Raw genomic sequence first — 25,973 nt, forward strand, 5'->3', positions numbered from 1 at the left:
GTCCGCGCGTAGGGAGTGGCGCGACGCGCCGCTAGCGGCGCGTCGCGCTTTCCTTTGTCGTTTTCCGCTTAGGGGGATTTGCTATGGCCAAGCCTGCGACGAAGACCGCGCCGAAAACCTCTGCATCCGCGAAGATCGTCAAATCGAGCAAGATCGATCTGGCCTCGAACACCAAGACGAAGGTCGTCGGCCTGCTCAACGAACGACTCGCCGATGGCATCGACCTGGCGCTGGTCACGAAGCAGGCGCACTGGAATCTGAAGGGGCCGGGCTTCATCGGCGTGCATCTCATGCTGGACGGTTTTCGCGACCAGCTCGACGAGCATGTCGACACGGTCGCGGAGCGGATCGCGCAGCTCGGCGGCATCGCGCTCGGCACCGCGCAGACGACGGCGGCGGCGACGTCGCTCAAGCCCTATCCGACAGAAATCGTGTCGGTTCAGGATCATCTCCACGCACTGATCGAGCGCTATGCCGACACCGGCAACAAGGTTCGCGAAGCGATCGACGCCTGCGCCGAAGCGGGTGACGCCGACTCCGCCGACATCCTGACGGCCTATTCGCGCATGCTCGACAAGTCGCTCTGGTTCCTGCAGTCGAACCTGGGTTGAGCCACTTCGGCGCAAGGCCGGCGGGCGCCTGTCATCGAAAACGTTGACGGGCGCCCCGCGCATGCGCTCTTAAGACGCGAGACCTTTTGGCCTGTGATTTTCCGGCCGGGGCAGGTTCCCCGGCCTTTCTGCGTTCGAGCGAAGCGATGATGGACAAGACTTTCGAGCCGGCAGCCGTCGAGGCCCGGATTAGCAAGGCCTGGGACGAGGCGCAGGCCTTCAAGGCGGGCAGGGGAGCGGCGCCCGGGGCCGAGCCCTACTGCATCGTGATCCCGCCGCCGAACGTCACCGGCTCGCTGCATATGGGCCACGCGCTCAACAACACGCTGCAGGATGTGCTCTGCCGCTTCGAGCGCATGCGCGGCAAGGACGTGCTCTGGCAGCCCGGCACCGACCATGCCGGCATCGCGACGCAGATGGTCGTCGAGCGCAAGCTCGCCGCCGAGAATCGCACCGACCGCCGCACGATGGGCCGCGAGGCCTTCCTCGCCGAGGTCTGGAAGTGGAAGGAGGAGTCCGGCGGGACGATCGTCAATCAGCTCCGCCGTCTCGGCGCGTCCTGTGACTGGTCGCGTGAGCGCTTCACCATGGACGAGGGGCTGTCGGCCGCCGTCCTCAAGGTCTTCGTCGGCCTGCACAAGCAGGGGCTGATCTATCGTGCCAAGCGCCTGGTGAACTGGGACCCCAAGTTCCAGACCGCGATCTCGGATCTCGAGGTCCTGCAGATCGAGAAGACCGGCTCGTTCAAATGGCAGCGCGGCGGCGAAGAGGCCTTCGACGCGGCCAAGCTCGACAAGGTCCTGAGCCGCGATCCGAACGGCCATCTCTACTATTTCAACTACCCGCTCGAAAGCGCGACCTATGACCCGGATGACGCCTCGACCTTCATCACGGTCGCGACGACGCGCCCGGAGACGATGCTGGGCGACACCGGCATTGCCGTTCATCCCGACAACGAGACGATTGGCCATCTAATCGGCCGCAATGCCGTGCTGCCGCTGGTCGGCCGCATCATCCCGATCGTGCCCGACGACTATGCCGACCCGGAGAAGGGCACCGGCGCCGTCAAGATCACCCCGGCGCATGACTTCAACGACTTCGAGGTCGGCAAGCGCCACAAGCTCGACGTCGTCAACATCCTCGATGGCGAGGCGCGCATCCTGCTCGCCGGCAACGAGGATTTCCTGGCTGGCTCCAAGCCGGAAGCCGAGACCCTCGCGCTCGACGGGCTCGACCGTTTCGTCGCGCGCCGCCGCGTCGTCGAAATGATGGCTGAGCGCGGCCTTCTGGCGAAGGTCGAGCCGCATGCCCACACCGTGCCGCATGGCGACCGCTCGGATGTCGTCATCGAGCCCTGGCTGACCGACCAGTGGTATGTCGACGTCAAGCCGCTCGCGCAGCGTTCGATCAAGGCGGTGCAGGACGGACGCACCAAGTTCACACCCGAGAACTGGACCAAGGTCTATTACGACTGGCTGGAGAACATCGAGCCCTGGTGCGTCTCGCGCCAGCTCTGGTGGGGCCATCAGATCCCGGCCTGGTACGGGCCGGACGGGGAGGTCTTCGTCGCCGAGTCGGAAGCCGAGGCGCAGACCCTGGCGATGGCGCATTACGGCGACACCGTCGCACTCACGCGCGACGAGGACGTACTCGACACTTGGTTCTCGTCGGCCCTTTGGCCGTTCTCGACGCTGGGCTGGCCGCAGGAAACGCCGGAGCTCAGGCACTATTACCCGACGGCGACGCTGGTCACCGCCTTCGACATCATCTTCTTCTGGGTCGCCCGGATGATGATGATGGGCCTCAACTTCATGGATGAGGTGCCGTTCAAGGACGTCTACATCCACGCCATCGTTCGCGACGAGAAGGGCGCGAAGATGTCGAAGTCGAAGGGCAACGTCATCGATCCGCTGACGCTCGTCGACAAGTACGGCGCCGACGCGCTGCGCTTCACGCTGTCCGCCATGGCCGCCCAGGGCCGCGACATCAAGCTCGCCACCTCGCGCGTCGAGGGCTATCGCAACTTCGCGACCAAGATCTGGAACGCCGCGCGCTTCGCTGAACTGAACGGCTGCCTGCGCGCTGCCGATTTCGACCCTGCCTCGGTCAAGCAGCCGCTCAACCGGTGGATCCTCAGCGAAGCCGCACAGGCGGCCGAGGAGGTCGCGGCGGGCATACCCAGCTTCAAGTTCAACGAGGCGGCCGGCGCAGCCTACCGCTTCGTCTGGAACCAGTTCTGCGACTGGTATCTGGAGCTTGCCAAGCCGGTGCTGCAGGGCGAGAGCGTCGATGCCGCGGCGAAGGCAGAGACGCAGGCGACGGTCGCTTACGTCATCGACCTGATCTGCCAGCTGCTCCACCCCTTCATGCCGTTCCTGACCGAGGAGCTCTGGGCGCAGAAGGCCGAGGCCGGTGCGCCACGCAAGCTGGCGGCGGGCGACGCCTCGCTGGTCTGCCTCACCCGCTGGCCCGATCTTTCGGCGCTCAAGGATGCGGCGGCGGAGGCCGAGATCGGCTTCGTCGTCGACCTGATCTCGGACATCCGCTCGGTCCGCTCCGAAGTGAACGTCCCGGCCGGCACGCAGGCGCCGCTCGTGCTCGTCAATGCCTCAGTGACGACGCGGGCCACGATCGAAAGCTGGCGGCCGATGATCGAGCGGCTGGCGCGCGTCTCCGACATCGCTTTCGAGGCGGCGGCGCCGGCGCAATCGGCCCAGATCATCGTGCGCGGCGAGGTAGCGGCGCTGCCGCTGGCCGGCCTGATCGATCTCGACGCGGAGCGCACGCGACTGACGAAGGAACTCGCCAAGCTCGATCAGGACATCACGATCGTCGAGAAGAAGCTCGGCAACCCCGATTTCATGGCCCGCGCGCCGGAGGAGATCGTCGAGGAGAACCGCGAACGCAAGGCTGCGGCGGAAGCGCGCAAGCTCAAGATCGCGGAGGCTCTGGCGCGGCTTGCGTGAAGATACGTCATTGCGAGCGCAGCGAAGCAATCCAGGAGACGTAGAGCTCTGCGGCCCCTGGATTGCGTCGTCGCTTCGCTCCTCGCAATGACGCTATGGCCCGCAGCGCGTTCCGGGCATCGCAATCCGGTCACGCCTTTGTCGTCAAATTGACGCTGATCCAAGAGAGGACTGGCATTCTCTCTCGGACCCCGCTTAGATGCGCCCGACGCAAATCCGCCATGCAGAATGCGTGGCGGCAAAAGGACCGGCTGTTCAGAACCCATGCTCAAGCGAGCTTACGACTGGTGCGTTTCATACGCCTCCCATCCTGCTGCCCCCTGGCTACTCTTCGCCATCACCTTCGTTGAGAGCTCGATCAGCCCGCTGCCGCCGCTCCCGCTGCTGATTCCGATGTGCATCGCGCGGCCGGACCGCGCCTGGTTCTACGCCGGCATCTGCTCGCTCGGCGCCGTGCTCGGCGGCTATCTCGGCTACGCCATCGGCGCTCTGCTCTACGAATCGGTCGGCGCCTGGCTGATCGGCATCTACGGCCTGCAGGACAAGGCCGCGCACCTGATCTCTTCTTCGCAGGACTACTGGTTCTGGGTTCTCGTCACCAAGGGCCTGACGCCGATTCCGTTCAAGATCGTCACGATCATGTCGGGCTTCCTGCATTTCGACCTGTGGAAGTTCACCATCGGCATGGTGGTGTCGCGGACCACCTTCTTCCTGATGATCGCCGTGGCCCTGCGCTTCTATGGCGACGACATCCGCATCTTCATCGAGAAGCACCTGCCGATGACGGCGCTCGCGCTCGTCGCCGTCGTCGTGGGCGGCTTCTTCGTCCTTCCCATGGTGCTGTGAGCGGCCGCTGCGTCAGCTGCCGCCCTCGACTTTGTGACATCGACGCAACACACCGATGAGATTGGCGCTCAGCGCCGCCTCGACTGACGCAATCGCCGCGATGCCGCCACAAACGACGCCCAGCAAAACGGGGCGTTAAGTCCCTGAGATATATTCAAATTGGAACTAACGCGCCGGCTCGGGAGCGTTTTCGGGCCAAGAGTGGGTTTCGGGGGTGCCGATTGCTCCCGGCGGGTATGGCGTGGCACATTTTCGCGCCGTGCTGGTCGGGGGACGGGACGAGTGGCGATGGATACGCGTGTGTTCGACAAGTCGAGACTGCCGAGCCGCCATGTGAGCGTTGGCCCGGCCAAGGCCCCGCACCGCTCCTATTATTATGCGATGGGCATGACCGCGAAGCAGATCGCGCAGCCCTTCGTCGGCGTCGCCTCCTGCTGGAACGAGGCGGCCCCCTGCAACATCTCGCTGATGCGTCAGGCCCAGGCCGTGAAGAAGGGCGTGGCTTCCGCCAGCGGCACGCCGCGCGAGTTCTGCACCATCACCGTCACCGACGGCATCGCCATGGGCCACCAGGGCATGAAGTCGTCGCTCGCCTCGCGCGAGGTCATCGCGGACTCGGTCGAGCTGACCATGCGCGGCCATTGCTACGACGCGCTTGTCGGCCTTGCCGGCTGCGACAAGTCTCTGCCCGGCATGATGATGGCGATGGTCCGCCTGAACGTGCCGTCGATCTTCATCTATGGCGGCTCGATCTTGCCCGGCACCTTCAAGGGCCGCCCGGTCACGGTGCAGGACGTCTTCGAGGCCGTCGGCAAGCATTCGGTCGGCGCGATGTCCGACGAGGACCTGCAGGAGCTCGAGGAGGCAGCCTGCCCCTCGGCCGGCTCCTGCGGCGCCCAGTTCACCGCCAACACCATGGCGACCGTCGCCGAGGCGATCGGCCTGGCGCTGCCCTATAGTTGCGGCGCTCCGGCGCCCTACGATGTCCGCGACGCCTTCTGCTACACCGCGGGCGAGATGGTGGTGGAGCTGATCGCGCGGAACATCCGCCCGCGCGACATCGTCACCCGCAAGGCGTTGGAGAACGCCGCGATGGTTGTTGCCGCCACCGGCGGCTCGACCAACGGCGCGCTGCACCTGCCGGCGATCGCGCATGAATGCGGCATCGACTTCGATCTCTTCGAGGTCGCCGAGATCTTCAAGAAGACGCCCTACATCGCCGACCTGAAGCCCGGCGGGAAATACGTCGCCAAGGACATGTTCGAGGTCGGCGGCATCCCGCTGGTGATGAAGAGCCTGCTCGATGCCGGCTATCTCCACGGCGACTGCATGACCGTCACAGGCCGTACCATTGCCGAGAACATGGCCTCGGTGAAGTGGAACGACCAGCAGGACGTCGTTTACCGCGCCGACAAGCCGATCACTGTGACCGGCGGCGTCGTCGGCTTGCAGGGCAACCTCGCTCCCGAAGGCGCCATCGTGAAGATCGCCGGCATGCCTGAGGACAAGCTGGTCTTCACCGGCCCGGCCCGCTGCTTCGACTGCGAGGAGGACGCTTTCAAGGCCGTCACCGAGCGCAGCTACAAGGAAGGCGACGTCCTCGTCATCCGCTACGAGGGGCCGAAGGGCGGCCCTGGCATGCGCGAGATGCTGGCAACAACCGCCGCCCTCTACGGCCAGGGCATGGGCGACAAGGTCGCGCTCATCACCGATGGCCGTTTCTCCGGAGCGACCCGTGGGTTCTGCGTCGGCCATGTCGGCCCGGAGGCCGCCGTCGGTGGCCCGATCGGCCTGATCCGCGATGGCGATATCGTCGAATTGGACGCCATCACAGGAAAGCTCGCAGTCCGCCTTTCTGATGCCGAACTTGAAGAGCGTCGTAAGGGCTGGAAACCGAGGAAAACCGACTACAACTCCGGGGCGCTGTGGAAGTACGCGCAGACGGTTGGCTCCGCCAAAGGCGGCGCAGTCACCCACCCAGGAGGGGCGGCCGAAACCCATTGCTATGCGGATATCTAGCTCGACCATAGCATGCCTGTTCCTGTTCCTGGGTGGCCAGCAGGCCGCCTGGGCTCAGGACTTTGCAGGCGGAAAGCCGGTGCCGCCGCGCTCGATTCCGGGCGCCGCACTGCCGGAGCCGGGCGATTCCGTGTCTGGCGTTCCCGGAGCCGCGGTCGTCGCTCCCGCCCCCGATACGCCGACGGCGCATACGGCGCTGCCGCTCGTGCCCTTCAGCAGCGCGCGCGATGCGTTGCGGGCCTGGATGCGCGATTCCTCGGCCGGCGACAAAGTCGGTGCCGTTCGCGCGCTCGAATACGCCGCCTCGCAAGGGCACCTCACTGCGCAGTACAAGCTGGGCCGCATGTATGCCGGAGGCGAGGGCGTTCCGACCAATGACCTCAAGGCCTTCGAGTATTTCTCGAAGATCGCGGACGAGAATGCCGACGCCATTCCGGGCACGGCCGAGGGCCGCATCGTCGGCAGCGCCTTCGTCGCGCTGGGCGGTTATTTCACCGACGGGATCAAGGGCAGCTACGTAAAGCCCAACCCCGACCGGGCCTTCGACATGTTCCACTACGCCGCCTCCTATTTCGGCGACCCGGACGGCCAGTACAACCTCGCCCGTCTCTACATGACCGGCCAGGGCACCGGCCGTGATCCGCGCCAGGCGGCACGCTGGATGAAGCTCGCCGCAGAGAAGGGACATGCGCCGGCGCGTGCCGCTTTCGGCGAGATGCTGCTGCGCGGCGGCGAGGGCGTGCCGCGTCAGCCGGTGCTCGGCCTGATGTGGCTTGCCATGGCCCGCGAGGGTGCCGATCCGGCGCGCGAATCCTGGATCATCGAGCGTCACGCTGCCGCCTTCGCCGCAGCTTCCGCTGCCGATCGCTCGGCAGCGCTGGCCCTCGTGGAACGCCAGCAAATGGCGAGCTCGCGCAACAGCGGCAACAGCAACAACGGCCAGAACTGAGCGCATCGCCGTCATTCTCGGGCGTAGCGAAGCGCAGACCCGAGAATCTCACGACGAGAAGCCACTGGTTTCCGAGATGCTCAGGTGAGGCCCGAGCATGACGGCCTTCTGCTGCCCTCAGTGCAGCTCCACCAACACCGGCACATGGTCTGACGGCTTCTCCCAGCCGCGGACATGCTTGGCGATCCTCACTCCCGCGAGCCTGTCCGCCGCTTGTGGCGAGAGCAGCAGATGGTCGATGCGGATGCCGTTGTTCCGCTGCCAGGCGCCGGCCTGATAATCCCAGAAGGTGTAGAGCCCGCCGGCATCGGTCGCGCTGCGCACGGCCTCGGTCAGCCCAAGGTTGACGAGGCCCCGGAAGGCCGCGCGCGTCTGCGGCAGGAACAGCGCGTCGCTGACCCAGGCAGCCGGGTCACGGGCATCGCGCGGCTCGGGAATCACATTGTAGTCGCCGGCGAGCACCAGCGGCTCCTCCTGCTCGAGCAGCATCCGGGCATGGGCCGTCAGCCGCTGCATCCAGCCGAGCTTGTAGGGATATTTCTCGGTGTTGGGCGGGTTGCCGTTCGGCAGGTAGATCGAGGCGACGCGCACCACGCCGTCGCCGAAGGGCAGCACGCCTTCGAGATAGCGCGCCTGCTCGTCGCCATCATCGCCGGGCAGGCCGCGCCGGACATCCTCCAGGCGGGAGCGGCTGAGAATCGCGACGCCGTTGAAGGTCTTCTGGCCGTGGGTCTCGACCTGCCAGCCGGCCGCCTCGATCTCGGCGCGCGGGAAATCGGCATCCACGCATTTGATCTCCTGCAGGCAGAGCGCGTCGGGCTCGGCCTCCTTCAGGAAATCCAGCAGATGGCCGAGACGCTGGCGGACCGAATTGACGTTCCAGGTGGCGATACGCACGAGACGCTCCGAGTTAGGCAGGGCGCAGGATAAGCGGGATCGCCGCCGTCATGGCAAGCCGCTTTCGGCCGCAAACGAAAACTCCCCGCATTGCTGCGGGGAGTGATCATCCGCGACCGGATTGTCGGCCCCTGTCAGGGGCAGGCACGGACCACGCCGCCCTTGGCGATATAGGTGCCGGTTTCCGGGTTGTAGGACCTGAAGCGACGCGAGCAGTAAGCCACGGCATCGACATCCTCGATGCTGTAGCCATAGGCAGGCGCGGGCGCGCCATAGACCGGCGCCGGAGCGGGATAGGCATAAACCGGGGGCGGGGGAGGAGCGGCAAGCGCGCCGGCCGCCAGAGCCCCGCCGATGACGCCAGCCGCGATGCCGGCACCGACCGCCGGGCCTCGGTTGTAGCGGTAATACCCGGGGCCGTAATAGCCGTAGGGGCGCCACTGCACGCTTTGCAGCAGGCCCGCCTCGGCCTTGGCGGATACGACGGCCGCGGTGGCGGGAGCCAGCGGCGCTGCCGAAGCGGGGGCGGCAAGGGCGGCGCAACCGGCGATGGCGGTGGCGACGACAAGCGTCCTGATCATGACGAAACTCCTCTGCTGTCCTGTGCGAGTGGAACTCGGCATGTTCCCCCGGTCGGACTCAACTCTAGCGATCTGTCGATCCGGCGCAAAGACTAGCGTGCAATCTCGGCGCAAATTGGTCGTCACAACATTGTGGCTGTTGGGTGCCAGAGCATCATTTTGCGGGTTGCATCGATGCGTTTTCATCGCCATCTAGCGCCTCACCGCACAAAAAGCTCATCATTCGAAGGATCAGGACCCGACCATGGCCTCTCCCGGCAGCCCGCCTTTCCGACCGGACGCGCCTCGCGCGATGAAGCCGCTGCCGGCGCTCATCTTCAGCTCCCGCTGGCTGCAGCTGCCGCTCTATATCGGCCTCATCGTGGCGCAGTGCGTCTATGTCTTCCTCTTCCTCAAGGAGCTCTGGCATCTCGTCGCCCATGCCTTCGATTTCAGCGAGCAGCAGATCATGCTGGTCGTTCTCGGGCTGATCGACGTGGTCATGATCTCGAATCTGCTGATCATGGTCATCGTTGGCGGCTACGAGACCTTCGTCTCCCGGCTGCGCCTCGAAGGCCATCCCGATCAGCCGGAATGGCTGAGCCACGTGAATACGAGCATTCTGAAGATCAAGCTGGCGATGGCAATCATCGGCATCTCGTCGATCCATCTGCTCAGGACCTTCATCGAGGCCGGCAACATCGGCATCGCGGGCAGGACCGCAAACTACACCGAGACGGGCGTCCTGCTGCAGACGCTGATCCACGTCGTCTTCATCCTGTCCGCCATCGGCATCGCCTGGGTCGACCGGATGACTGTGGCGAACGGCAAGGGGCATTAGCGACCTGCCGAGAGCAGCGTCGTCATTCTCGGGCGCCGCATGGCGGCGACCCGAGAATCTCAGGACGAGAAGGCGCTGGTTTCCGTCATGCTCGGGTCAAGCCCGAGCATGACGCGGCTGCCGAGACCCGCTACTGCCCGCGTCCGGTCCGGGCGGCGAAGCGGATCGCTTCCTCGGCAGCGCGGAACAAGGCCTTCGCCTTGTTGATGCACTCCTCCTGCTCGGAGGCAGGGTTCGAATCGTAGACGATGCCGGCGCCGGCCTGGACATGCATGCGCCCATCCTTGACGACGGCCGTGCGCAGCACGATGCAGGTGTCCATCTCGCCATTGGCGCCGAAATAGCCGATGCAGCCGCCATAGGCCCCGCGCGCGTCGTGCTCCAGCTCGTCGATGATCTCCATCGCCCGCACCTTCGGCGCGCCGGAGACGGTCCCGGCCGGGAAGCCGGCGATCAGCGCCGAGAGCGCATCGTGACTGGGGTCGATCGTACCCTCGACATTCGAGACGATGTGCATCACCTGGCTGTAGCGCTCGATGAAGAAGGAATCGGTCACCTTGACCGTGCCGATCTGCGCCACGCGGCCGACATCGTTGCGACCGAGATCGAGCAGCATGAGATGTTCGGCACGCTCCTTCGGATCGGCCAGCAATTCCTCTGCCAGTGCCTCGTCCTCGGCCTCCGTGGCGCCGCGGCGGCGCGTGCCGGCGATCGGGCGGATGGTGACGGTGTCGTCGCGCAGCCTGACCAGGATCTCCGGGCTCGAGCAAACGATCTGAAAATCGCTGAAGTCGAGATAGCACAGGAAGGGGGCCGGGTTGATCCGCCGCAACGCGCGATAGAGCGCGAAGGGCGGCAGCGCGAACGGCGCCTCGAAGCGCTGCGACAGCACGACCTGGAAGATGTCGCCGGCGCGGATATACTCCTTCGCCTTGGCGACCATCTCAAAATACTCGGCCTCACTCGTGTTCGAGGTCGTCGCCGGCTCCGGCAGGTTGGCGATGTCGATGTCGGCCTCGACGGGCAGGGCGCCTTCGAGGGCCAGGACAACCGCCTCCAGCCGCTCCTGCGCCCGCTCATAGGCGTGGCGCGCGCCGACGCCCGGCATGTGCCGGACCGGCGTCACGACATGGATCTCGTCGCGCACCGAATCGAACACCACCATCAGCGTCGGCCGGGTAAGGATGGCGTCGGGAACGCCCGTGCCCGTATCCTTGGCTTCGGGCAGGCGCTCCATCAGCCGGACCATGTCGTAACCGAGATAGCCGAAGACTCCGGCCGCCATCGGCGGCAGGTCTTCAGCGTCCGGAATGGCGCTCTCATCGAGGAGAGCACGCAGGCTCTCGAAGGCCGGGCGCGGATCGGTGAGGAAGCTGTCGCCCAGCGCGGTCCGGCAGAGCGAGGCTTCGCCCTTATGGCAGCGCCAGATCAGGTCCGGCTCCAACCCGATCATCGAATAGCGGCCGCGCACGGCGCCGCCTTCCACCGATTCGAGCAGGAAGGCCGGGCCGGATGTGGAATGGCGCAGCTTCAGAAAGGCGGCGACCGGTGTTTCGCAGTCGCCCACCAGAACCTGCCGCAGGAGTTGCGGCGCGCCCGTCTCGTAGATCTGCGCGAAGCGCTCGAACTCCAGAAGGGGCTGCATCGTCAATTCTGCGCTCCGCCCGTGGCATTGCGGAAGGCAGCCTCGTTGATGCTGACACCCAGCTCAGCCTGACGCTTGGCGACGTATTGCAGCAGGATGTCCTCGCTGACGCTGGACGAGAGCGCCCGCTCGAAATTGGTAGCTTCCTGCGTGGTGCGGACGTAGGGCGGAACGGTCGCCGAATCGACCTTGAACAGGATGCGCCCGCCATCCGCGCCGGCCGCCGAGCCGCTTTTGCCGGCGGCAGTGCCGAAGATCTGGCTGACGACAGCGGCCGGCAGCTCCGGGCGCTGGTCCTGACGGCCGATATCGGCGGCGGTCTCGATGGTGAGCCCGGCCGAAGCGGCAACCGTGTCGAAGCTCTCGCCCTTGTCGAGCCGCTCGGTCAGCTCACGCGCCTTTGCCGCGAGCTTGGCCGCCGTCTCGTCGGCGCGCCATTGCTTCTCGACCTCGCCCTTGACCTCGTCGAAGCCGCGCTCGCGCGCCGGGTCGATCTTGGTGACGTCGAACCAGACATAGCCCGTTTCGCGCGGCAGGCGGATCGCCTCGTTGTCGACGCCGATATCGGAGCGGAAGATCGCCTGCAGCGTCGCGTCGCCGCCCGGCAATGCCTCCTCCTTCGAGCCGTCGGGCCGGCCGAGCGTGGCGTTCAGCGGGCCGGCGCTGCGCAGCTTCAGGTTGAACTCCTTGGCGATCTCGGCGAGCGGCTTGGCGGCGGCGCGCTGGTCCTCGATCTTGTCGTGCAGCTCGGTGATGTGCCCGGCCGCGCGGCTGGTCGCGATCTCCTGCTTCAGCTCGGCAGCGACCTCCTCGAAGGGGCGCACATGCGCAGTGTCGACCTTCGTCACACGCAGCAGCACAGTGCCGAAGGCGCTGTTGACCGGCGCGCTGACGCCTTCCTGCTCGAGGGCGAAGGCGGCCTCGCGCACGGCGGCGTCGAAGACCTGATCGCGCGTGAAGGTGCCGAGCGTCAGGTCGTTGAAGGCGACGTTCCGCTCGGTCGCGATCTCGTCGAAGGTCTCGCCGCCGTCGATCTTGGCCTTGGCAGCCTGGGCTTCCTCGACATTCGGGAAGGCGATCTGCTGGATGGTGCGGGTCTCGGCCGTGGTGAAGCGCTGGGCCTTGACCGCCTCGTAGCGCGCCTTGGCCTCCTCATCCGTGACCTTGGCCGGATCGGCGATCGTATCGGCCGAAATCGCGAGGATGTCGGCCGTGCGGTATTCCGGCGCGCGGAAGGCGATCTTGCGGTCGTTGAAGAAGGTCTTGAGCTGGTCCTCTGTCGGCGCCGCGATCTCGCCGGCAGCGCTCGCCGGCATCCGAGCGAAGGTGACGGCGCGCTTCTCGTTGCGCAGGCGGCTGCCAAGCTCCTGCAGGGCAAGCGGGGCGGTGAGGCCACCGGCCAGCATCTCGGAGAGCTGCTGGCGCAGGATGGTCGAGCGCTGAAGCGCAACATAGGTCTGTTCGGTATAGCCGTTCGAGCGCAGCAGCTCGTTGAAGCGCGCCGAAGAGAACTGGCCGGCAGCGTCGCGGAAGACCGGATCGTCGAAGATCAGGTTGCGGATCGTGTCATCGGAGACGGCGAGCCGCATGCTCTGCGCCGTCTGATCCAGCGTCGCCTCGGTCAGCAGACGGGAGAGCACCTGCCGGTCGAGGCCGAGCGCGCGCGCCATCTCGGGCGAGATCTGCCGGCGCTGCTGGCGGATCAGGTTCTGCAGATCGTTCTGATAGGCCTGGCGCATCTGCTCGAGGCCGATCTCGGTCTTGCCGACCTTCGCCACCTCGTTCCGGCCATAGCCGCGGAAGATGTCGCCGACGCCCCAGATCGCGAAGGCGAGGATCAGGACGCCGAACATGACGCTGACGACGAGCTTGCCGAGAAAACCCTGACTCGCCTTGCGGATGCCCTGCATCATCATGGAAGCTGTCTTTCCCTGTTCCTGTTCGCCGCGCGGGATCGTGGCCGTGCGCGTGTCTGTTTCGGCGCTGCTTATAGGAACCGGCGGCGAAAGCCGCAATCGTCCCGGCTGTTTCCTGTCGCGAGGTCGCATGCGATTGCGGCGGCGGGCGGGCGTTGCTAGAGCGCAGGGACTGAATTTTCGGAGGAAAGACGTGACGCGCAGCATCAGGCCGCTGGTAGCCGGCAACTGGAAGATGAACGGCGTGAAGGCCGATATCGCCATCGCAGCCGAGGTGGCGAAGGGCTACGACACAGCGCTGAAGCAGGCCGTCGATATCGCCATCTGCCCGCCCGCCACCCTGCTGTTCACGACTTCGGCAACCCTGATCGGCGCGCGCATCGCCACCGGCGGGCAGGATTGCAGCACGCAAGGCTCCGGCGCCTTCACGGGTGAGCTTTCGGCCGCAATGCTGGCCGATGCCGGCGCGAGCTTCTGCATCGTCGGCCATTCCGAGCGCCGCACGCTCCATGGCGAGAGCAATGCGACGGTCAAGGCCAAGGCCGAGGCGGCGCAGAAGGCGCTGCTGGTGCCGATCGTCTGCGTCGGCGAGACCAAGGACGAACGCGAGGCCGGCAAGGCGCTCGCCATCGTCAAGAAGCAGCTGCGCGGCTCGATTCCGGAGGGATCGACGGCGGCCACGCTCGTGGTCGCCTATGAGCCGGTCTGGGCCATCGGCACCGGCCTGACGCCGACTGCGGCCGACGTCGCCGAGATGCATGCTGCCATCCGCACCGAGCTTGGCCGCCTCATCGGCAAGGCCGCGGCGGCCGGCGTACGGCTGCTCTATGGCGGCTCGGTCAAGCCTTCCAACGCGGCGGAGCTGATGAACGTCGCCCATGTCGATGGCGCGCTCGTCGGCGGGGCGAGTCTGAAGGCCGAAGAATTCCTGGCGATCGCCCGCGCCTGCAACGGCTGAGCCGGAGCAGGGCGCAGGGCTGATCGGCGGTCACAGAGGGGTGGCGCTGTCGGCGCACGCATGTTATGTGCGCCGCCGAATTCGCCTCGACCTTTCGAGGAGGAGCGGGTGGCCCTTGCCGGCAGCCCGCGCCATATCCATTTCGTGAGACCATGCAGAACGTTCTCATCGTCATCCACCTGATCATCGTCGTCGCGCTCGTCGGCGTCGTGCTGCTGCAGCGCTCGGAGGGTGGCGGCCTCGGCATGGGCAGCGGCGGTGGCGGCGTCGGCGGCTTCATGACCGGCCGCGGCCAGGCCAATGCGCTGACCCGCGCAACGGCGATCCTCGCAGCTCTCTTCTTCCTGACCTCGATCGTGCTGGCCGTGATGGCCAATCGCGGCCGCGTCCAGCGCTCGATCATCGACGGCGCTCCGGCGACGACCGCGCCTGCGACCCCTGGCGCGCCTGCGGCTCCGAGCGCCCCGAATGCCGGCGTGCTCGACCAGCTCCGCCAGATGCAGAACCAAAGCCAGGGCGGCGCACAGCCGCCGACGCCGCCAGCGGCGCCACAACAGTAAGCAGGGCAGGGCCGGGAAACCGGCCCTTCTCTTTTGAGTTGAGAGGGGCCGGGCGACCGGCCTTCTCTTTTGTGGACAAGCGCTCAGGGCAGGTCGGGACTGCACTGAAGGCGCTTAGCGAATCGAACCCGTGGCGATAGAGGTGAACTCCCATGACGCGGTATGTTTTCATCACCGGCGGCGTGGTGTCCTCGCTTGGCAAAGGCCTGGCGGCGGCGGCTCTCGCAGCCCTTCTGCAGGCTCGTGGCTATAAGGTCCGCCTGCGCAAGCTCGACCCCTACCTCAATGTCGATCCGGGCACGATGAGCCCGTATCAGCACGGCGAAGTCTTCGTCACCGACGACGGCGCCGAGACTGATCTCGATCTCGGTCACTACGAGCGTTTCACCGGCCGGCCCTGTAACCGGGGCGACAACATCACCACCGGCCGCATCTACATGGACATCCTGACCAAGGAGCGGCGCGGCGACTATCTCGGTGCGACGATCCAGGTCGTCCCGCATGTCACCAACGCCATCAAGGAATTCGTGCTCACCGGCAACGAGGGCTACGACTTCACGCTGGTCGAGATCGGCGGCACGGTCGGCGACATCGAGAGCCTGCCCTTCCTCGAATCGATCCGTCAGATCAGCCAGCAGCTGCCGCGCGGCCAGTGCATCTTCACGCATCTGACGCTGCTGCCCTACATCCCGACGGCCGGCGAGCTGAAGACCAAGCCGACCCAGCATTCGGTCGCCGAGCTGCGTTCAATCGGCATCCAGCCCGACATCCTGCTCTGCCGCACGGACCGCGAGATTCCGCGCGAGGAGCGCCGCAAGCTCGCCCTGTTCTGCAACGTCCGCGAGACGGCCGTGATCGAGGCTCGCGACGTCGCCTCGATCTACGACGTGCCGCTCTCCTATCACGCGGAGGGGCTCGACAATGAGGTACTCGCCGCCTTCGGCCTCGACGCCTCGACCGAGCCGGACGTCTCGAATTGGAAGCGCATCTCCGAGCGCGTGAAGAACCCCGAGGGCGAGGTCACCATCGCCGTCGTCGGCAAGTACACCGGCATGAAGGACGCCTATAAGTCCCTCATCGAGGCGCTGACGCATGGCGGCATCGCCAACAACGTCAAGGTGAACCTCGACTGGATCGAATCCGAGGTCTTCGAGAAGGAGGCCCCCGCGCCCTTCCTCGAGCATGTCCATGGCATCCTCGTGCCGGGCGGCTTCGGCCATCGCGGCGCCGAGGGCAAGATCAAGGCGGCGACCTTCGCCCGGCAGCGCAAGGTGCCGTATTTCGGCATCTGCTTCGGCATGCAGATGGCGGTGATCGAGGCGGCGCGCTCGCTCGCCGGCATCGAAGGCGCCAACTCGACCGAGTTCGGACCGACCACGGAGCCGGTCGTCGGCCTGATGACCGAGTGGATGCGCGGCAACGACCTGGAGCAGCGCGCATCCGGCGGCGATCTCGGCGGCACGATGCGGCTCGGCGCCTACGATTCGAAGCTGGCGGCTGGCTCCAAGATCGCGGATATCTACGGCTCGACCGAGATCTCCGAGCGGCATCGCCACCGCTACGAGGTCAATATGGGCTATCGCGAGCGGCTGGAGGCGAAGGGCATGCGCTTCGCCGGGCTGTCGCCGGACGGTCTGCTGCCCGAGACGGTCGAGTATCCCGACCATCCCTGGTTCATCGGCGTGCAGTACCATCCCGAGCTGAAGTCCCGCCCCTTCGAGCCGCACCCGCTTTTCGCGAGCTTCATAGAGGCGGCGAAGGCCCAGAGCCGGCTGGTCTGATCTGGATCACGCCGCACCTTGATGGAAACCCGGTCATCCCGGCTGGAGCGACGCGCAGAGCCGGGATGGCCGCATTTTCCTGATGGAAATCGCAGGCGCTAGCGATCGAGCTGTACCGCCACCCAAGGGTGACGGTGCTGCTCGAAGACGGCCTTTTGCGGGGCCGGGAATTCGGGATCGGCAAAGGCTCCGACCGCGACCGCGATCATCTCCGGCCTGCGAGACGGTTCCCAGAAGACCGTGCTGCCGCAGACCGGGCAGAAATGATGCAGGACGCGAAAGCCGCTGTCGGCGGGCCGGTCGTAATCGCTATATGTTCCCGAAATGACGACGGCACCCCGTGCAAAAAAGGCCGCGACGCCATAAGGACTGCCTGTTCGCATCTGGCACGCCCGGCAGTGGCAGAGCACGACGATGGCCGGTTCTCCCCGGCACGCGACGCGCAGCTGGCCGCAACTGCAGCGGGCTTTCCTGATCGTCATACGCTTCATCCTCGCCTCGAATGACGTCGACACACTTTTTTGGATATATTTGTGGCGCGCCGCAACCATACATGTATAATAATGCATCAGCACCCGGGGGCGCGGTCAGCATGACGGTCTCGATGGCAGGGCTGCCCGCCTTTCTTCTTTATTTCGTCGTCGGCGCGGCGCTGATTGCCGCCTTCGCCGCGCTCTATCTGCACATGACCCCGCATGATGAGATAGTCTTGATCCGGGATGGCAACCTCTCGGCGGCGGTCGCGCTCGGCGGCAATGTCGTCGGTTTTTCGCTACCGCTGGAGCAGGCGATCGCTCAGGCAAGCAGCATTCCAGACTGCATCCTTTGGGCGGTCGCGGCGATGCTCATCCAGTTCGCAGCCTATGGTGTCGGGCGCCTCTTGATCCCGGAATTGTCTCGGAAGATCGAGCAGGACAGCCTGCCTTCGGCCGTGATGCTTGCAGTGATCGCCGTCGTGTCGGGAACGCTGGCCGCGGCCAGCATGACGGAATGAGGCAGCCATGAAGCGCTCGTCCCAAATCGGACTCGCTGCCGCCGGCGTCCTCCTCGTCGCCACAGTCTGGTCGATGACGGGGGACGAGAGCGAGGAAGACCTCGTCTACAACAGCTTGAGCGACTGCCGGGCCGCCGGACAGCTCAGCGCCGGACAATGCGAGACCGCATTCTCGGAAGCGACTGCCGCACGCCTGAACGACGCGCCGAAGTTCCGCAACCAGAACGAATGCGAGGCGCAATACGGCGCCAATGGCTGCAGCTCGGCCAGCGCAGGCGGAGCGCAGTATTTCATCCCCGCGCTGGCCGGCTTCATGCTCGCGCGTGGCTTCGCCGGTACGCAGGCACAGCCGCTGCTGCCACCCACCACGGCAGCCTGCCCACCCGGCTCGCCCCAGCCGGAATGCCAGCAGGCGCGCAATGGGGGCTCATCATCAGGCTCGTCAGGCGGGACCGGCGGCTCGTCCAGCAGCAGTCGGTCGCGGGCCTATTCGACGACGAACGGGCGCGGCGTCACCGCAGCCTTTGCCGCAGGCGCGCGGGGCGGCAGCGTCGCGACGACGAGCGTCTCGTCGCGGGGCGGCTTCGGCTCGACCGCGCGCTCCTATTCCTCGCATTCCTCGTCCTGAGATGCGCCGCGTCCCCCTCGCACCGCGCCCGGGCTGGACCGAACAGGTCGAGCGGCTGGGCTTCGCCTTCCACACCATCGACGGCGAGACCTATTGGGACGAAACCGCGACCTACGCCTTCACCATCGAGGAGATCGAGCGCGACATCGAGGCCCCGACCGAGGCGATCGAGCAGCTCTGCTTCGCCTTCATCGAGAAGGCGCTGGGGAGCGAAGAAATTCTGACCCGCCTCGCCATTCCGGCCGAGCACTGGGACTATATCCGCAAGAGCTGGCAGCACGGCCAGCGCAACCTCTATGGCCGGCTCGATCTCGCCTATGACGGGCGGGGCCCCGCCAAGCTGCTCGAATACAACGCCGATACGCCGACGGCCCTGTTCGAATCGAGTGTCGTGCAGTGGGACTGGCTAGAGCATGCGATGGCCCGCGGCGCGATCCCGGCTGGCGCCGATCAGTTCAATTCGCTGCATGAACGCCTGATCGCCGCCTTCGCGGCGCTGCGCGAACCTTGGCCCTATCGTCTGCATCTGACCTGTGTTCATGGCAGCGTCGAGGACAAGGGTACGGTCGATTATCTCACCGATTGCGCCGTTCAGGCCGGCCTTGATGTGCGCTTCACCTATATCGAGGAGATCGGCCTGCTCACAGATGGACGCTTCTGCGACGGCGCCAACCAGCCGATCGAGACGCTCTTCAAGCTGTACCCCTGGGAATGGCTGTTCCGGGAGAGCTACGGCGAGGCGCTCGCCGGCTCGCGGTGCCAGTTCATCGAGCCGCCCTGGAAGGCGCTTCTCTCCAACAAGGGGCTGCTCGCCTGCCTCTGGGAGATGGAGCCCGGTCATCCCAACCTGCTGCCGGCCTTCTTCGAGGGCGATCCACGCTGCGCGACCCTGTCGGCCCGCCGCGTGCGCAAGCCGCTCTATTCGCGCGAGGGCGCCAACGTCACGCTGATGGAGCGCGACCAGGTGCTCGACAGCGACGACGGTCCCTATGGTGCGGAGGGGCATATTCTGCAGGATGCGGCGACCAATCTGTTCTCGGCCGACGGCAACTATGCCGTGCTGGGCTCCTGGCTCGTCGCCTCGCAGGCCTGCGGGCTGTGCCTGCGCGAAGACGCCTCGCCGATCACCAAGAACACATCGCGCTTCCTGCCGCACTACATCGAGCCGTAGCCCTCGCCATCATCGCGAGCGCAGCGAAGCAATCCGGGAGGACAGGGTGATAGGCTTCGACCCGGTTCCCATGGATTGCTTCGCTGCGCTCCTCGCAATGACGTTTCAAAACGGGCCGAAAATGCTCTAGCCTTGGGTTCCTGACGCCTGTCGAAAGAGCCTGCCATGCCTGCCACAGCCTCAACGCCCCGCGGCCTCGACCATCTCGTCATCGGCGTGCGCGATCTCGATGCCGCATGGCGCTTCTATGAGAAGCTCGGCTTCCGCGTCGGTACCCGCAACCGCCACCCCTGGGGCACCGAGAACCGAATCGTGCAGTTCCCGGGCTCGTTCCTCGAACTCGTCACCATCGCCGACCAGAACGCGATCCCGCCGCATGGCGAACGCCGCTTCTCCTTCGGCGCCTTCGTTCGCGATGCGCTGGCCGGGCAGGGGGATGGGCTCTCGATGCTGGTGCTGGAAAGCACCAATGCCAAGGCCGACGCGGCCGCGTTCCAGGCTGCCGGAATCGGAGATTTCGAGCCTTTCTTCTTCGAGCGTCAGGGCAAGCGGCCGGACGGCTCCACGGTGCGGGTCGCCTTCGAACTGGCCTTTGCGGCCGATACCCGCGCGCCTGAATGCGGCTTCTTCGTCTGCCAGCAACTCGAGCCGCAGAACTTCTGGAATCCCGAATTCCAGCAGCATCCGAACGGCGCGACAGCGCTGACCTCGGCCGTGATGCTCGCCGTGGAGCCGTCCGTCCACCGCGGCTTCCTGACCACGTTCAGCGGCGGTGCCGAGGTGCTGGAAGGCAACGAGGACTATGTTCTCGCCTTGCCGCGAGGGCGCATCGACGTGCTCGATCCCGAGGCTGCACTGGGCGCCTATCAGGTCGAGCCGGACACGACGCCGGCCCGCTTCCTCGGCTTCTGCGTCGCAGTACCGAGCCTCGATGCCGTGGCCGAGCGCCTGACGGCGGCGGAGATCCCCTTCGTGCAGAACGAGGAACGGCTCTTCGTTCAGGCCGAGGATGCCATGGGCTGCATGATCGCCTTCGAGCAGATCTGAGCATCTGCCGCCAAGCAGCAGCAATCGCTCCGTCATTCCGGGCTTGTCCCGGAATGACGTGACCTCAGCTCTTGGCTTCGACGGGCGGCAGCGACGCCAACAGCCCGATCAGCGCGCGGTCGTGCAGCACGACCATGCGCTCCTTCGGCTTCAGCCAGATCGCCGCATCCTCGACGCTCTCTGCATCGACGAGCTTGGCCTGGGCCACGGCCCGGTCCGGCTCGATCTCGCCGCGCCGGCGCGACTGGCCGTAGGGCAGCATCAGCTCATGGGCGTGGCGCAGCTCGGCATCGGCATGAAGCGCCCTGATGCCATCGGCATCGTCGAAGCCTGCCCTCTCGAACTCGGCCTGCAATTCGTTGGCGCGCAGCGCGATCGTCGGCGGAGCGCCTTCCTCCGGCGTCATCAAAAGCTTGTGCCGCTTGAGCCAGAGGCCGATCGCGAGCTGGCCGGACGCCCAGGACAGCGGAATCGCCAGCACGAGGCCGACGATCGTCGGCGACATCCAGGCGAAGAGCGAGGTCGCGATCATGAAGGCCGACAGGCCGGTCACGATACCCAGCACCGTATGGGTGCGGTGGCGGCGGATGATGTCCTTGAGCGGGATCGAGCCGTCGTCGCGGCGCTGCGGATTCCAGCCGGTGTCGCGTCCGAGCAGAATCTGGAAGACCGAGCCCGACTGGATCAGCATCATGATCGGCGCGAAGAAGGCCGAGAACAGCACTTCGATCAGGGCGGAGACGACCAGGCGGATCGCGCCGCCGCCGGCGCGCCGCAGCTTGTTGTTGAACAGCGTCAGCAGGAGGCCGAACAGCTTCGGCGCCAGCAGGATCGCCATGGTCAGCGCGAACAGGCGCAAGGCGCGTTCGGGGTCGAACCGCGGCCATACCGGGAAGAGCGTGAATTCCTGCGTGAAGTACTCGGGCCTGGCGTAGTTGACCTGCAGCACGATCAGGATACCGACCACCAGTTGCATCAGCCAAAGCGGCGAGGCGAGATAGCCCATGATGCCGGTGGCGAAATGCTGGCGCGTCGGCGTCACGAAGCCCTTCGCGCCCATGATGCGCGAATGCTGGAGATTGCCCTGGCACCAGCGCCGATCGCGCACCGAGATGTCGATCAGCGAGGGCGGGCTCTCTTCGTAGGAGCCCGTCAGGTCCGGCAGCATGTAGACCGACCAGCCGGCGCGGCGGATCAGAGCCGCCTCGACGAAGTCATGGCTCAGCACATGGCCGCCGAAGGGCGGCTTGCCCTTGAGATCGGGCAGGCCGCAATGATCGGCGAAGGCCTTCGTCCGGATGATGGCGTTGTGGCCCCAGTAGTTGCCGTCACGGCCGGACCACATGGCGAGGCCGGTTGCGATGACGGGGCCGTAGACCCGGGCCGCGAACTGCTGCAGCCGCGCGAAGAAGGTGTTGCGGTTGATGATCAGCGGCAGCGACTGGATGATGCCGGCGTCGGGATCGGCCTCCATCGCGGCGGCAAGGCGCACGATGCAGGTGCCGGTCATCAGGCTGTCGGCGTCGAGCACGACCATGTGCTCGTAGAGGCCGCCCCAGCGCGTGACGAAATCAGCGATGTTACCGGCCTTGCGGTGATGGTTCTTCGGGCGGTGGCGATAATAGACGCGCGAATTGGGGCCGAGCCGCTCGCGCAGCGCCAGGAACGCCCGCTCCTCCGCCACCCAGACATCCGGATTGGTCGTGTCCGAGACGATGAAGTAGTCGAAATGGTCGCCGAGCCCGGTCGCATCGACCGACTCGCGGATCGCGGCGACCGCCGCGAAGATGCGTGCCGAAGATTCGTTGTAGATCGGCATCACCACGACGGTGCGATGCTTCAGGCTTTCCGCCCGATCCGCGCGACCGGCGCCAAAGAGCACGCCGAAGAAGCCGAGCAGGGCGCTGGTGAAGGCGAGGGCAATCCACGAGAAGTTGATCGTGAACAGCACCAGCAAGGCGTACTGCAACGAGGTCGTGCGGCTGACCGACACGACATTGTACATTTCCCAGGCGCCATAGGCCGTGAGGGCGAAACCGCCGCCGAAGACGAAGAGGCGCTTGAGCCAGGGCGTCTTCCAGTTGGCCGGTACCGCGGGCTTGCGCCGCTCGGAGGCGTTCCAGCTCCGGAAGGACTGCACCGGCATGATCAGCCTGTCCTCGGGCGGAGTCGCAGGCTCGCGGGCGGGATTGAAGCTGCGCGCCTCGGTCTCCGCGATCTCCTGGCGGGGCGCGGTCACCACGTCCATCGATTCAACCATGTTTCCGAGACGGGCTGGCCGCCGGATTGCAGGACGAGCCTAAGCTCGGAGAGCGCTTCGGTGCCCGGATCGACCTCGAACCCGACACGCATCATCTTGCGCTCCGGATAGGGCCAGAGCCGCACGCCATGCACCGCGCCGGGCTGCGCGGTAACCGTCGCCCGCGTCGAGGCGATCAGCGCCGCATCCCCAAGCTTGTCGCCGGTGAATTCGACGATGAAGCGGCGGCGGCGGCCCTGCGAGCCCTTGCCCTGCCGGGTGCGGGTCGCAATCGCCAGTGGCGGCCGTTCGGGCGGCTGCCAGCACCAGGCCTGTCGATAGCTGATCGAGGTCTCGCTGCCGGCTGCCAGCGGCTGCCGGGGCCGCCAGTACATGATGATGTTCTTGTTCGGCTCGGAGTCGCTGGGGATCTCGATCAGTTGGACCGAGCCGGCGCCCCAGTCGCCCAGAGGCTCGTTCCAGACGCTCGGCCTGAGCTCGAAGCGCTGGTCGTCGTCCTGGAACGCGGCTGGATCGCGCTCGCGCTGCACCAGGCCGAAGCCCTTCGGGTTCTCGTCGACGAAGGAGGAGACCTGCAATGTCGCGGGGTTGTTCACCGGCCGGTAGATCCATTCGCCGCCGCCCGACCACATCTGCACGCCCGAAACCTCACCGATCGACGGCCTGAGGTCATCGAAGGTACGCCGGCTTTGCGGACCGGACAGGAAAGTCGCGCTGATGCAGCCGAAGCCGACATGCTCCAGCGCCTGACGGGCGAACAAAGTCATCTCGACGTCGATGAAGGTCACGTCGCCAGGGCGCAGCGTCATCCGCGCCGCACCGGTCACGCTCTCCGAATCGAGCAGTCCGTGGATCACCAGCGAACCGGTGGCGGGGCTCGGGCGCTCGATCCAGAAGGCGCGGAAGAAGGGCAGTTCCTCGCCGCGCTGCTCGCCCGGACGCAGGATGAGCGCGCGCGACATCGCACCGAAATTCTGCCCGCGAGCCAGCGCACGGAAGAAGGTTGCACCCTGGAAGATCGCGACCTCGAAGGGCCGCTCGAGCCCGGCCGCGATCCGCATGCCGGAGAACTGCAGGTCGGCATTCGCCGGGGGGGGCGTGACGCGGCCATAGTCGAACTTGCCGCGATCGAAGGAAACGCGGCGCACCGTCCCATCCTCGACCGTGAACAGGCTGACCGGATTGGAGAACACAAAACCGCGATGCAGCGGCTCGACCGTGAAGCCACGGTTCTCTCCGGCCCAGATCGTCGCCTCGGGACGCGTGCGAATCCCGGCGAACTGATCCGCCGGCAGCGTCGCATACCCCTCAGGCAGGTCGGACGCCCCAAGGGGGATCAGCGGACGCTGCGCCAATGTGCGAGCAGCGTCGACCACCAGGGCCGGGTCGAAACGCTGCCCATCGGCGAGAGCGGGAATGTTGAAGGCGGCCGCGCCTGTCGGCGTCTGGGCCGCAGCCGGAGCGGCCAGAGACAGCAGGGCCGCGCCGCCGGCCGCACCCTCCAGAAACTGTCTGCGATTCAAGGGATTCGACATCTTTTCCAAACTGCGCGGACGACGCCCTCGCCCTCCGCGCTTCTAGAGCATTTCCAGTTCGGCTGAAAAGCGGTTCCGATCAGGAAATTAGTGGTGATCGAACCCGCTGGAGGGGCATCCCGGAACGACCTATGATGATTGATGAACGGTGGTCATTCTCGGGAGCCCCTTTTTTTCCATTTCGACTTTGGCAAAAGCCGAAAGGATCGGCTATCCACGCCGCCTGCAACGCCAGCATGCGCGAAAGCGACCGTGAGGAGCGGGCAGAAATCTAATCATGCCCGCAGGGGAAACGACAAAGATGACCGAAATGCAGCCGGCTCGCTCCTGCCTTGCGATCGTTCTGGCGGCCGGCGAGGGCACCCGCATGCAGTCGCGGACCCCGAAGGTGCTTCATCCCGTTGCCGGTCTTTCCATGCTGGGCCATGTCCTGTCGTCGGTCTCACAGGCCGGCGCGGACGCCGTTGCGGTCGTGATCTCGTCCGAGCGCCCCGAGGTCGGCGCGGAGACCTTGAAACTCCTTCCGTCGGCACGGATCGCGACGCAGCACGAGCGGCGCGGAACCGCCCATGCGGTGCTGGCGGCAAGGGAAGCCCTGAAAGCCGGCCACGGAGAGATCCTGGTCGCCTTTGCCGACACGCCGCTCGTCCGGCCGGAAACCTTCATGGCCCTGCGCGGGGCACTGGCAGGAGGGGCGGCGGTCGCCGTCCTCGGCTTCGAAGCGCGCGACCCGAACGGCTATGGCCGGCTTGTCGAGCATGACGGGAAGCTCGAGGCCATCATCGAGCACAAGGACGCGACGTCGGCGCAGCGCAAGATCAAGCTTTGCAATGCCGGCCTGATGGCGCTCGCCGGGGAGCATGCGCTGGCGATTCTCGAAGCGATCGACGACGAAAACGGCCAGCGCGAATTCTACCTGACCGACGCGGTGGCTATCGCGCGGTCGCGCGGGCTGGATGCCGTCGTGCTGAAGGCGCCGGAGAGCGAAGTCCAGGGCGTCAACGACCGGGTGCAGTTGGCCGCGGTAGAAGCGGAATTCCAGCGGCACAAGCGCAACGCCGTCATGCTCGGCGGCGCGACTCTGATCGCCCCGGAGACGGTCTTCTTCAGCGTCGATACCGAGATCGGCCGCGACGTCGTGATCGAGCCCAATGTGATTTTCGGACCGGGCGTGCGCGTCGCCGACGGTGCCTTGATCCACGCCTTCTCGCATCTGGAGGGGGCCACCATCGGCGAGGGGGCAAATGTCGGCCCCTTCGCCCGTCTGCGGCCGGGCGCGAAGCTCGCGGACAAGTCCAAGGTCGGCAACTTCGTCGAGGTGAAGGCGGCGGATATCGGCCCCGGGGCCAAGGTCAACCATCTGACCTATATCGGGGACGCGACGATAGGCGCGGCAGCCAACATCGGCGCCGGCACCATCACCTGCAACTATGACGGCTTCACCAAGTCGAAGACGACGATCGGCGCGAACGCCTTCGTCGGCTCGAACTCCTCGCTTGTTGCGCCCGTCACGATCGGCGAAGGTGCCTATATCGGCTCCGGCTCGGTCATCACCAGCGATGTTGCCCCCGATGCGCTCGCCATCGGCCGCGGCCGGCAGTTCGGGAAGGAAGGCTGGGCGAAAACGTTCCGAGCAGAGGCAATGGCTCGGAAAGCCGCCAAGAAGGCGGCCGAATAGCCGGGTTTCTCGGGAAAACCTGCAGGCCGCCGTTCACAGTTCGTCATTTAGATTGATTGGGCATCCGCGCCTTCTCCAGCTAAGCGGTATCGCTAGCAGCAACGGTTCGAG

Annotated in this window: 21 protein-coding genes; 14 read left to right on the forward strand and 7 right to left on the reverse strand. The window is 66.1% G+C overall.

Annotated features, from left to right (window positions below):
* The first annotated feature begins 83 nt into the window (after positions 1 to 83).
* The 5 genes from dps to AB4Z10_RS14275 all read left to right on the forward strand — a co-directional run bounded on the left by dps (position 84) and on the right by AB4Z10_RS14275 (position 7,391).
* Positions 84 to 611, forward strand: a complete 528-nt coding sequence (gene dps, locus AB4Z10_RS14255) for a DNA starvation/stationary phase protection protein Dps (protein WP_441471035.1) — start codon at positions 84 to 86, stop codon at positions 609 to 611.
* Positions 612 to 757: 146 nt separating this feature from the next.
* On the forward strand, positions 758 to 3,577 hold the full coding sequence (locus AB4Z10_RS14260; RefSeq protein ID WP_441471036.1) for a valine--tRNA ligase: 2,820 nt from the start codon (positions 758 to 760) through the stop codon (positions 3,575 to 3,577).
* Positions 3,578 to 3,841: 264 nt separating this feature from the next.
* Complete coding sequence (locus AB4Z10_RS14265; RefSeq protein WP_441471037.1) at positions 3,842 to 4,423, forward strand: YqaA family protein; 582 nt, start codon at positions 3,842 to 3,844, stop codon at positions 4,421 to 4,423.
* 288 nt (positions 4,424 to 4,711) lie between these two features.
* On the forward strand, positions 4,712 to 6,442 hold the full coding sequence (ilvD, locus tag AB4Z10_RS14270) for a dihydroxy-acid dehydratase (protein ID WP_441471038.1): 1,731 nt from the start codon (positions 4,712 to 4,714) through the stop codon (positions 6,440 to 6,442).
* The gene (locus AB4Z10_RS14275) at positions 6,429 to 7,391 is read left to right on the forward strand and encodes a tetratricopeptide repeat protein (RefSeq protein WP_441471039.1); all 963 of its coding nucleotides are present in this window, start codon (positions 6,429 to 6,431) and stop codon (positions 7,389 to 7,391) included. Before ilvD ends, AB4Z10_RS14275 begins: the two co-directional genes overlap by 14 nt.
* Before the next feature lie 117 nt (positions 7,392 to 7,508).
* Here AB4Z10_RS14275 and xth read toward each other — a convergent pair whose 3' ends face one another.
* Positions 7,509 to 8,288: an exodeoxyribonuclease III gene (gene xth / locus AB4Z10_RS14280; RefSeq protein ID WP_441471040.1), complete on the reverse strand. Its 780-nt coding sequence runs from the start codon at positions 8,286 to 8,288 to the stop codon at positions 7,509 to 7,511.
* A 134-nt stretch (positions 8,289 to 8,422) separates the two neighbouring features.
* On the reverse strand, positions 8,423 to 8,869 hold the full coding sequence (locus AB4Z10_RS14285) for a BA14K family protein (RefSeq protein WP_441471041.1): 447 nt from the start codon (positions 8,867 to 8,869) through the stop codon (positions 8,423 to 8,425).
* A gap of 292 nt (positions 8,870 to 9,161) precedes the next feature.
* Here AB4Z10_RS14285 and AB4Z10_RS14290 point away from each other — a divergent pair, with 292 nt between their 5' ends.
* Positions 9,162 to 9,689: a TIGR00645 family protein gene (locus AB4Z10_RS14290; RefSeq protein ID WP_441471042.1), complete on the forward strand. Its 528-nt coding sequence runs from the start codon at positions 9,162 to 9,164 to the stop codon at positions 9,687 to 9,689.
* A 130-nt stretch (positions 9,690 to 9,819) separates the two neighbouring features.
* Here AB4Z10_RS14290 and trpE read toward each other — a convergent pair whose 3' ends face one another.
* The gene (trpE, locus tag AB4Z10_RS14295) at positions 9,820 to 11,334 is read right to left on the reverse strand and encodes an anthranilate synthase component I (protein WP_441471093.1); all 1,515 of its coding nucleotides are present in this window, start codon (positions 11,332 to 11,334) and stop codon (positions 9,820 to 9,822) included.
* A gap of 2 nt (positions 11,335 to 11,336) precedes the next feature.
* The gene (locus AB4Z10_RS14300) at positions 11,337 to 13,250 is read right to left on the reverse strand and encodes a peptidylprolyl isomerase (RefSeq protein WP_441471043.1); all 1,914 of its coding nucleotides are present in this window, start codon (positions 13,248 to 13,250) and stop codon (positions 11,337 to 11,339) included.
* 193 nt (positions 13,251 to 13,443) lie between these two features.
* Here AB4Z10_RS14300 and tpiA point away from each other — a divergent pair, with 193 nt between their 5' ends.
* The 3 genes from tpiA to AB4Z10_RS14315 all read left to right on the forward strand — a co-directional run bounded on the left by tpiA (position 13,444) and on the right by AB4Z10_RS14315 (position 16,549).
* On the forward strand, positions 13,444 to 14,208 hold the full coding sequence (gene tpiA / locus AB4Z10_RS14305; protein ID WP_441471044.1) for a triose-phosphate isomerase: 765 nt from the start codon (positions 13,444 to 13,446) through the stop codon (positions 14,206 to 14,208).
* Between the two features lie 152 nt (positions 14,209 to 14,360).
* Positions 14,361 to 14,768, forward strand: coding sequence for a preprotein translocase subunit SecG (gene secG, locus AB4Z10_RS14310; RefSeq protein ID WP_441471045.1), 408 nt, complete (start codon positions 14,361 to 14,363; stop codon positions 14,766 to 14,768).
* Positions 14,769 to 14,920: 152 nt separating this feature from the next.
* Positions 14,921 to 16,549 carry a CTP synthase gene (locus AB4Z10_RS14315; protein ID WP_441471046.1) on the forward strand — a complete coding sequence of 543 codons (1,629 nt, stop codon included), beginning with the start codon at positions 14,921 to 14,923 and terminating at the stop codon, positions 16,547 to 16,549.
* Positions 16,550 to 16,647: 98 nt separating this feature from the next.
* On the opposite strand, the gene AB4Z10_RS14320 is transcribed toward AB4Z10_RS14315, so the two are convergent.
* A complete protein-coding gene (locus AB4Z10_RS14320) occupies positions 16,648 to 17,040 on the reverse strand; it encodes a GFA family protein (protein ID WP_441471047.1) in 393 nt (130 codons plus the stop codon).
* Positions 17,041 to 17,153: 113 nt separating this feature from the next.
* Here AB4Z10_RS14320 and AB4Z10_RS14325 point away from each other — a divergent pair, with 113 nt between their 5' ends.
* The 4 genes from AB4Z10_RS14325 (at position 17,154) to AB4Z10_RS14340 (ending at position 20,389) form a co-directional block, all read left to right on the forward strand.
* A complete protein-coding gene (locus AB4Z10_RS14325; RefSeq protein ID WP_441471048.1) occupies positions 17,154 to 17,543 on the forward strand; it encodes a DUF350 domain-containing protein in 390 nt (129 codons plus the stop codon).
* A 7-nt stretch (positions 17,544 to 17,550) separates the two neighbouring features.
* Positions 17,551 to 18,171: a DUF1190 domain-containing protein gene (locus tag AB4Z10_RS14330; RefSeq protein WP_441471049.1), complete on the forward strand. Its 621-nt coding sequence runs from the start codon at positions 17,551 to 17,553 to the stop codon at positions 18,169 to 18,171.
* A 1-nt stretch (position 18,172) separates the two neighbouring features.
* Complete coding sequence (locus AB4Z10_RS14335) at positions 18,173 to 19,342, forward strand: glutathionylspermidine synthase family protein (protein WP_441471050.1); 1,170 nt, start codon at positions 18,173 to 18,175, stop codon at positions 19,340 to 19,342.
* A gap of 165 nt (positions 19,343 to 19,507) precedes the next feature.
* Positions 19,508 to 20,389 (forward strand): VOC family protein, encoded by an 882-nt coding sequence (locus AB4Z10_RS14340; RefSeq protein ID WP_441471051.1) that lies wholly within the window; start codon positions 19,508 to 19,510, stop codon positions 20,387 to 20,389.
* A gap of 64 nt (positions 20,390 to 20,453) precedes the next feature.
* Here AB4Z10_RS14340 and mdoH read toward each other — a convergent pair whose 3' ends face one another.
* Positions 20,454 to 22,649, reverse strand: a complete 2,196-nt coding sequence (mdoH, locus tag AB4Z10_RS14345; RefSeq protein ID WP_441471052.1) for a glucans biosynthesis glucosyltransferase MdoH — start codon at positions 22,647 to 22,649, stop codon at positions 20,454 to 20,456.
* Positions 22,625 to 24,172: an OpgD/OpgG family glucan biosynthesis protein gene (locus AB4Z10_RS14350; protein ID WP_441471053.1), complete on the reverse strand. Its 1,548-nt coding sequence runs from the start codon at positions 24,170 to 24,172 to the stop codon at positions 22,625 to 22,627. The genes mdoH and AB4Z10_RS14350 overlap by 25 nt, the downstream gene beginning before the upstream one ends.
* Positions 24,173 to 24,494: 322 nt before the next feature.
* Here AB4Z10_RS14350 and glmU point away from each other — a divergent pair, with 322 nt between their 5' ends.
* A complete protein-coding gene (gene glmU, locus AB4Z10_RS14355; RefSeq protein ID WP_441471094.1) occupies positions 24,495 to 25,862 on the forward strand; it encodes a bifunctional UDP-N-acetylglucosamine diphosphorylase/glucosamine-1-phosphate N-acetyltransferase GlmU in 1,368 nt (455 codons plus the stop codon).
* The last annotated feature ends 111 nt before the right edge of the window (positions 25,863 to 25,973 follow it).

Source organism: Allobosea sp. RAF48 (genome assembly GCF_052114025.1).
Taxonomy (GTDB): Bacteria; Pseudomonadota; Alphaproteobacteria; order Rhizobiales; family Beijerinckiaceae; genus Allobosea.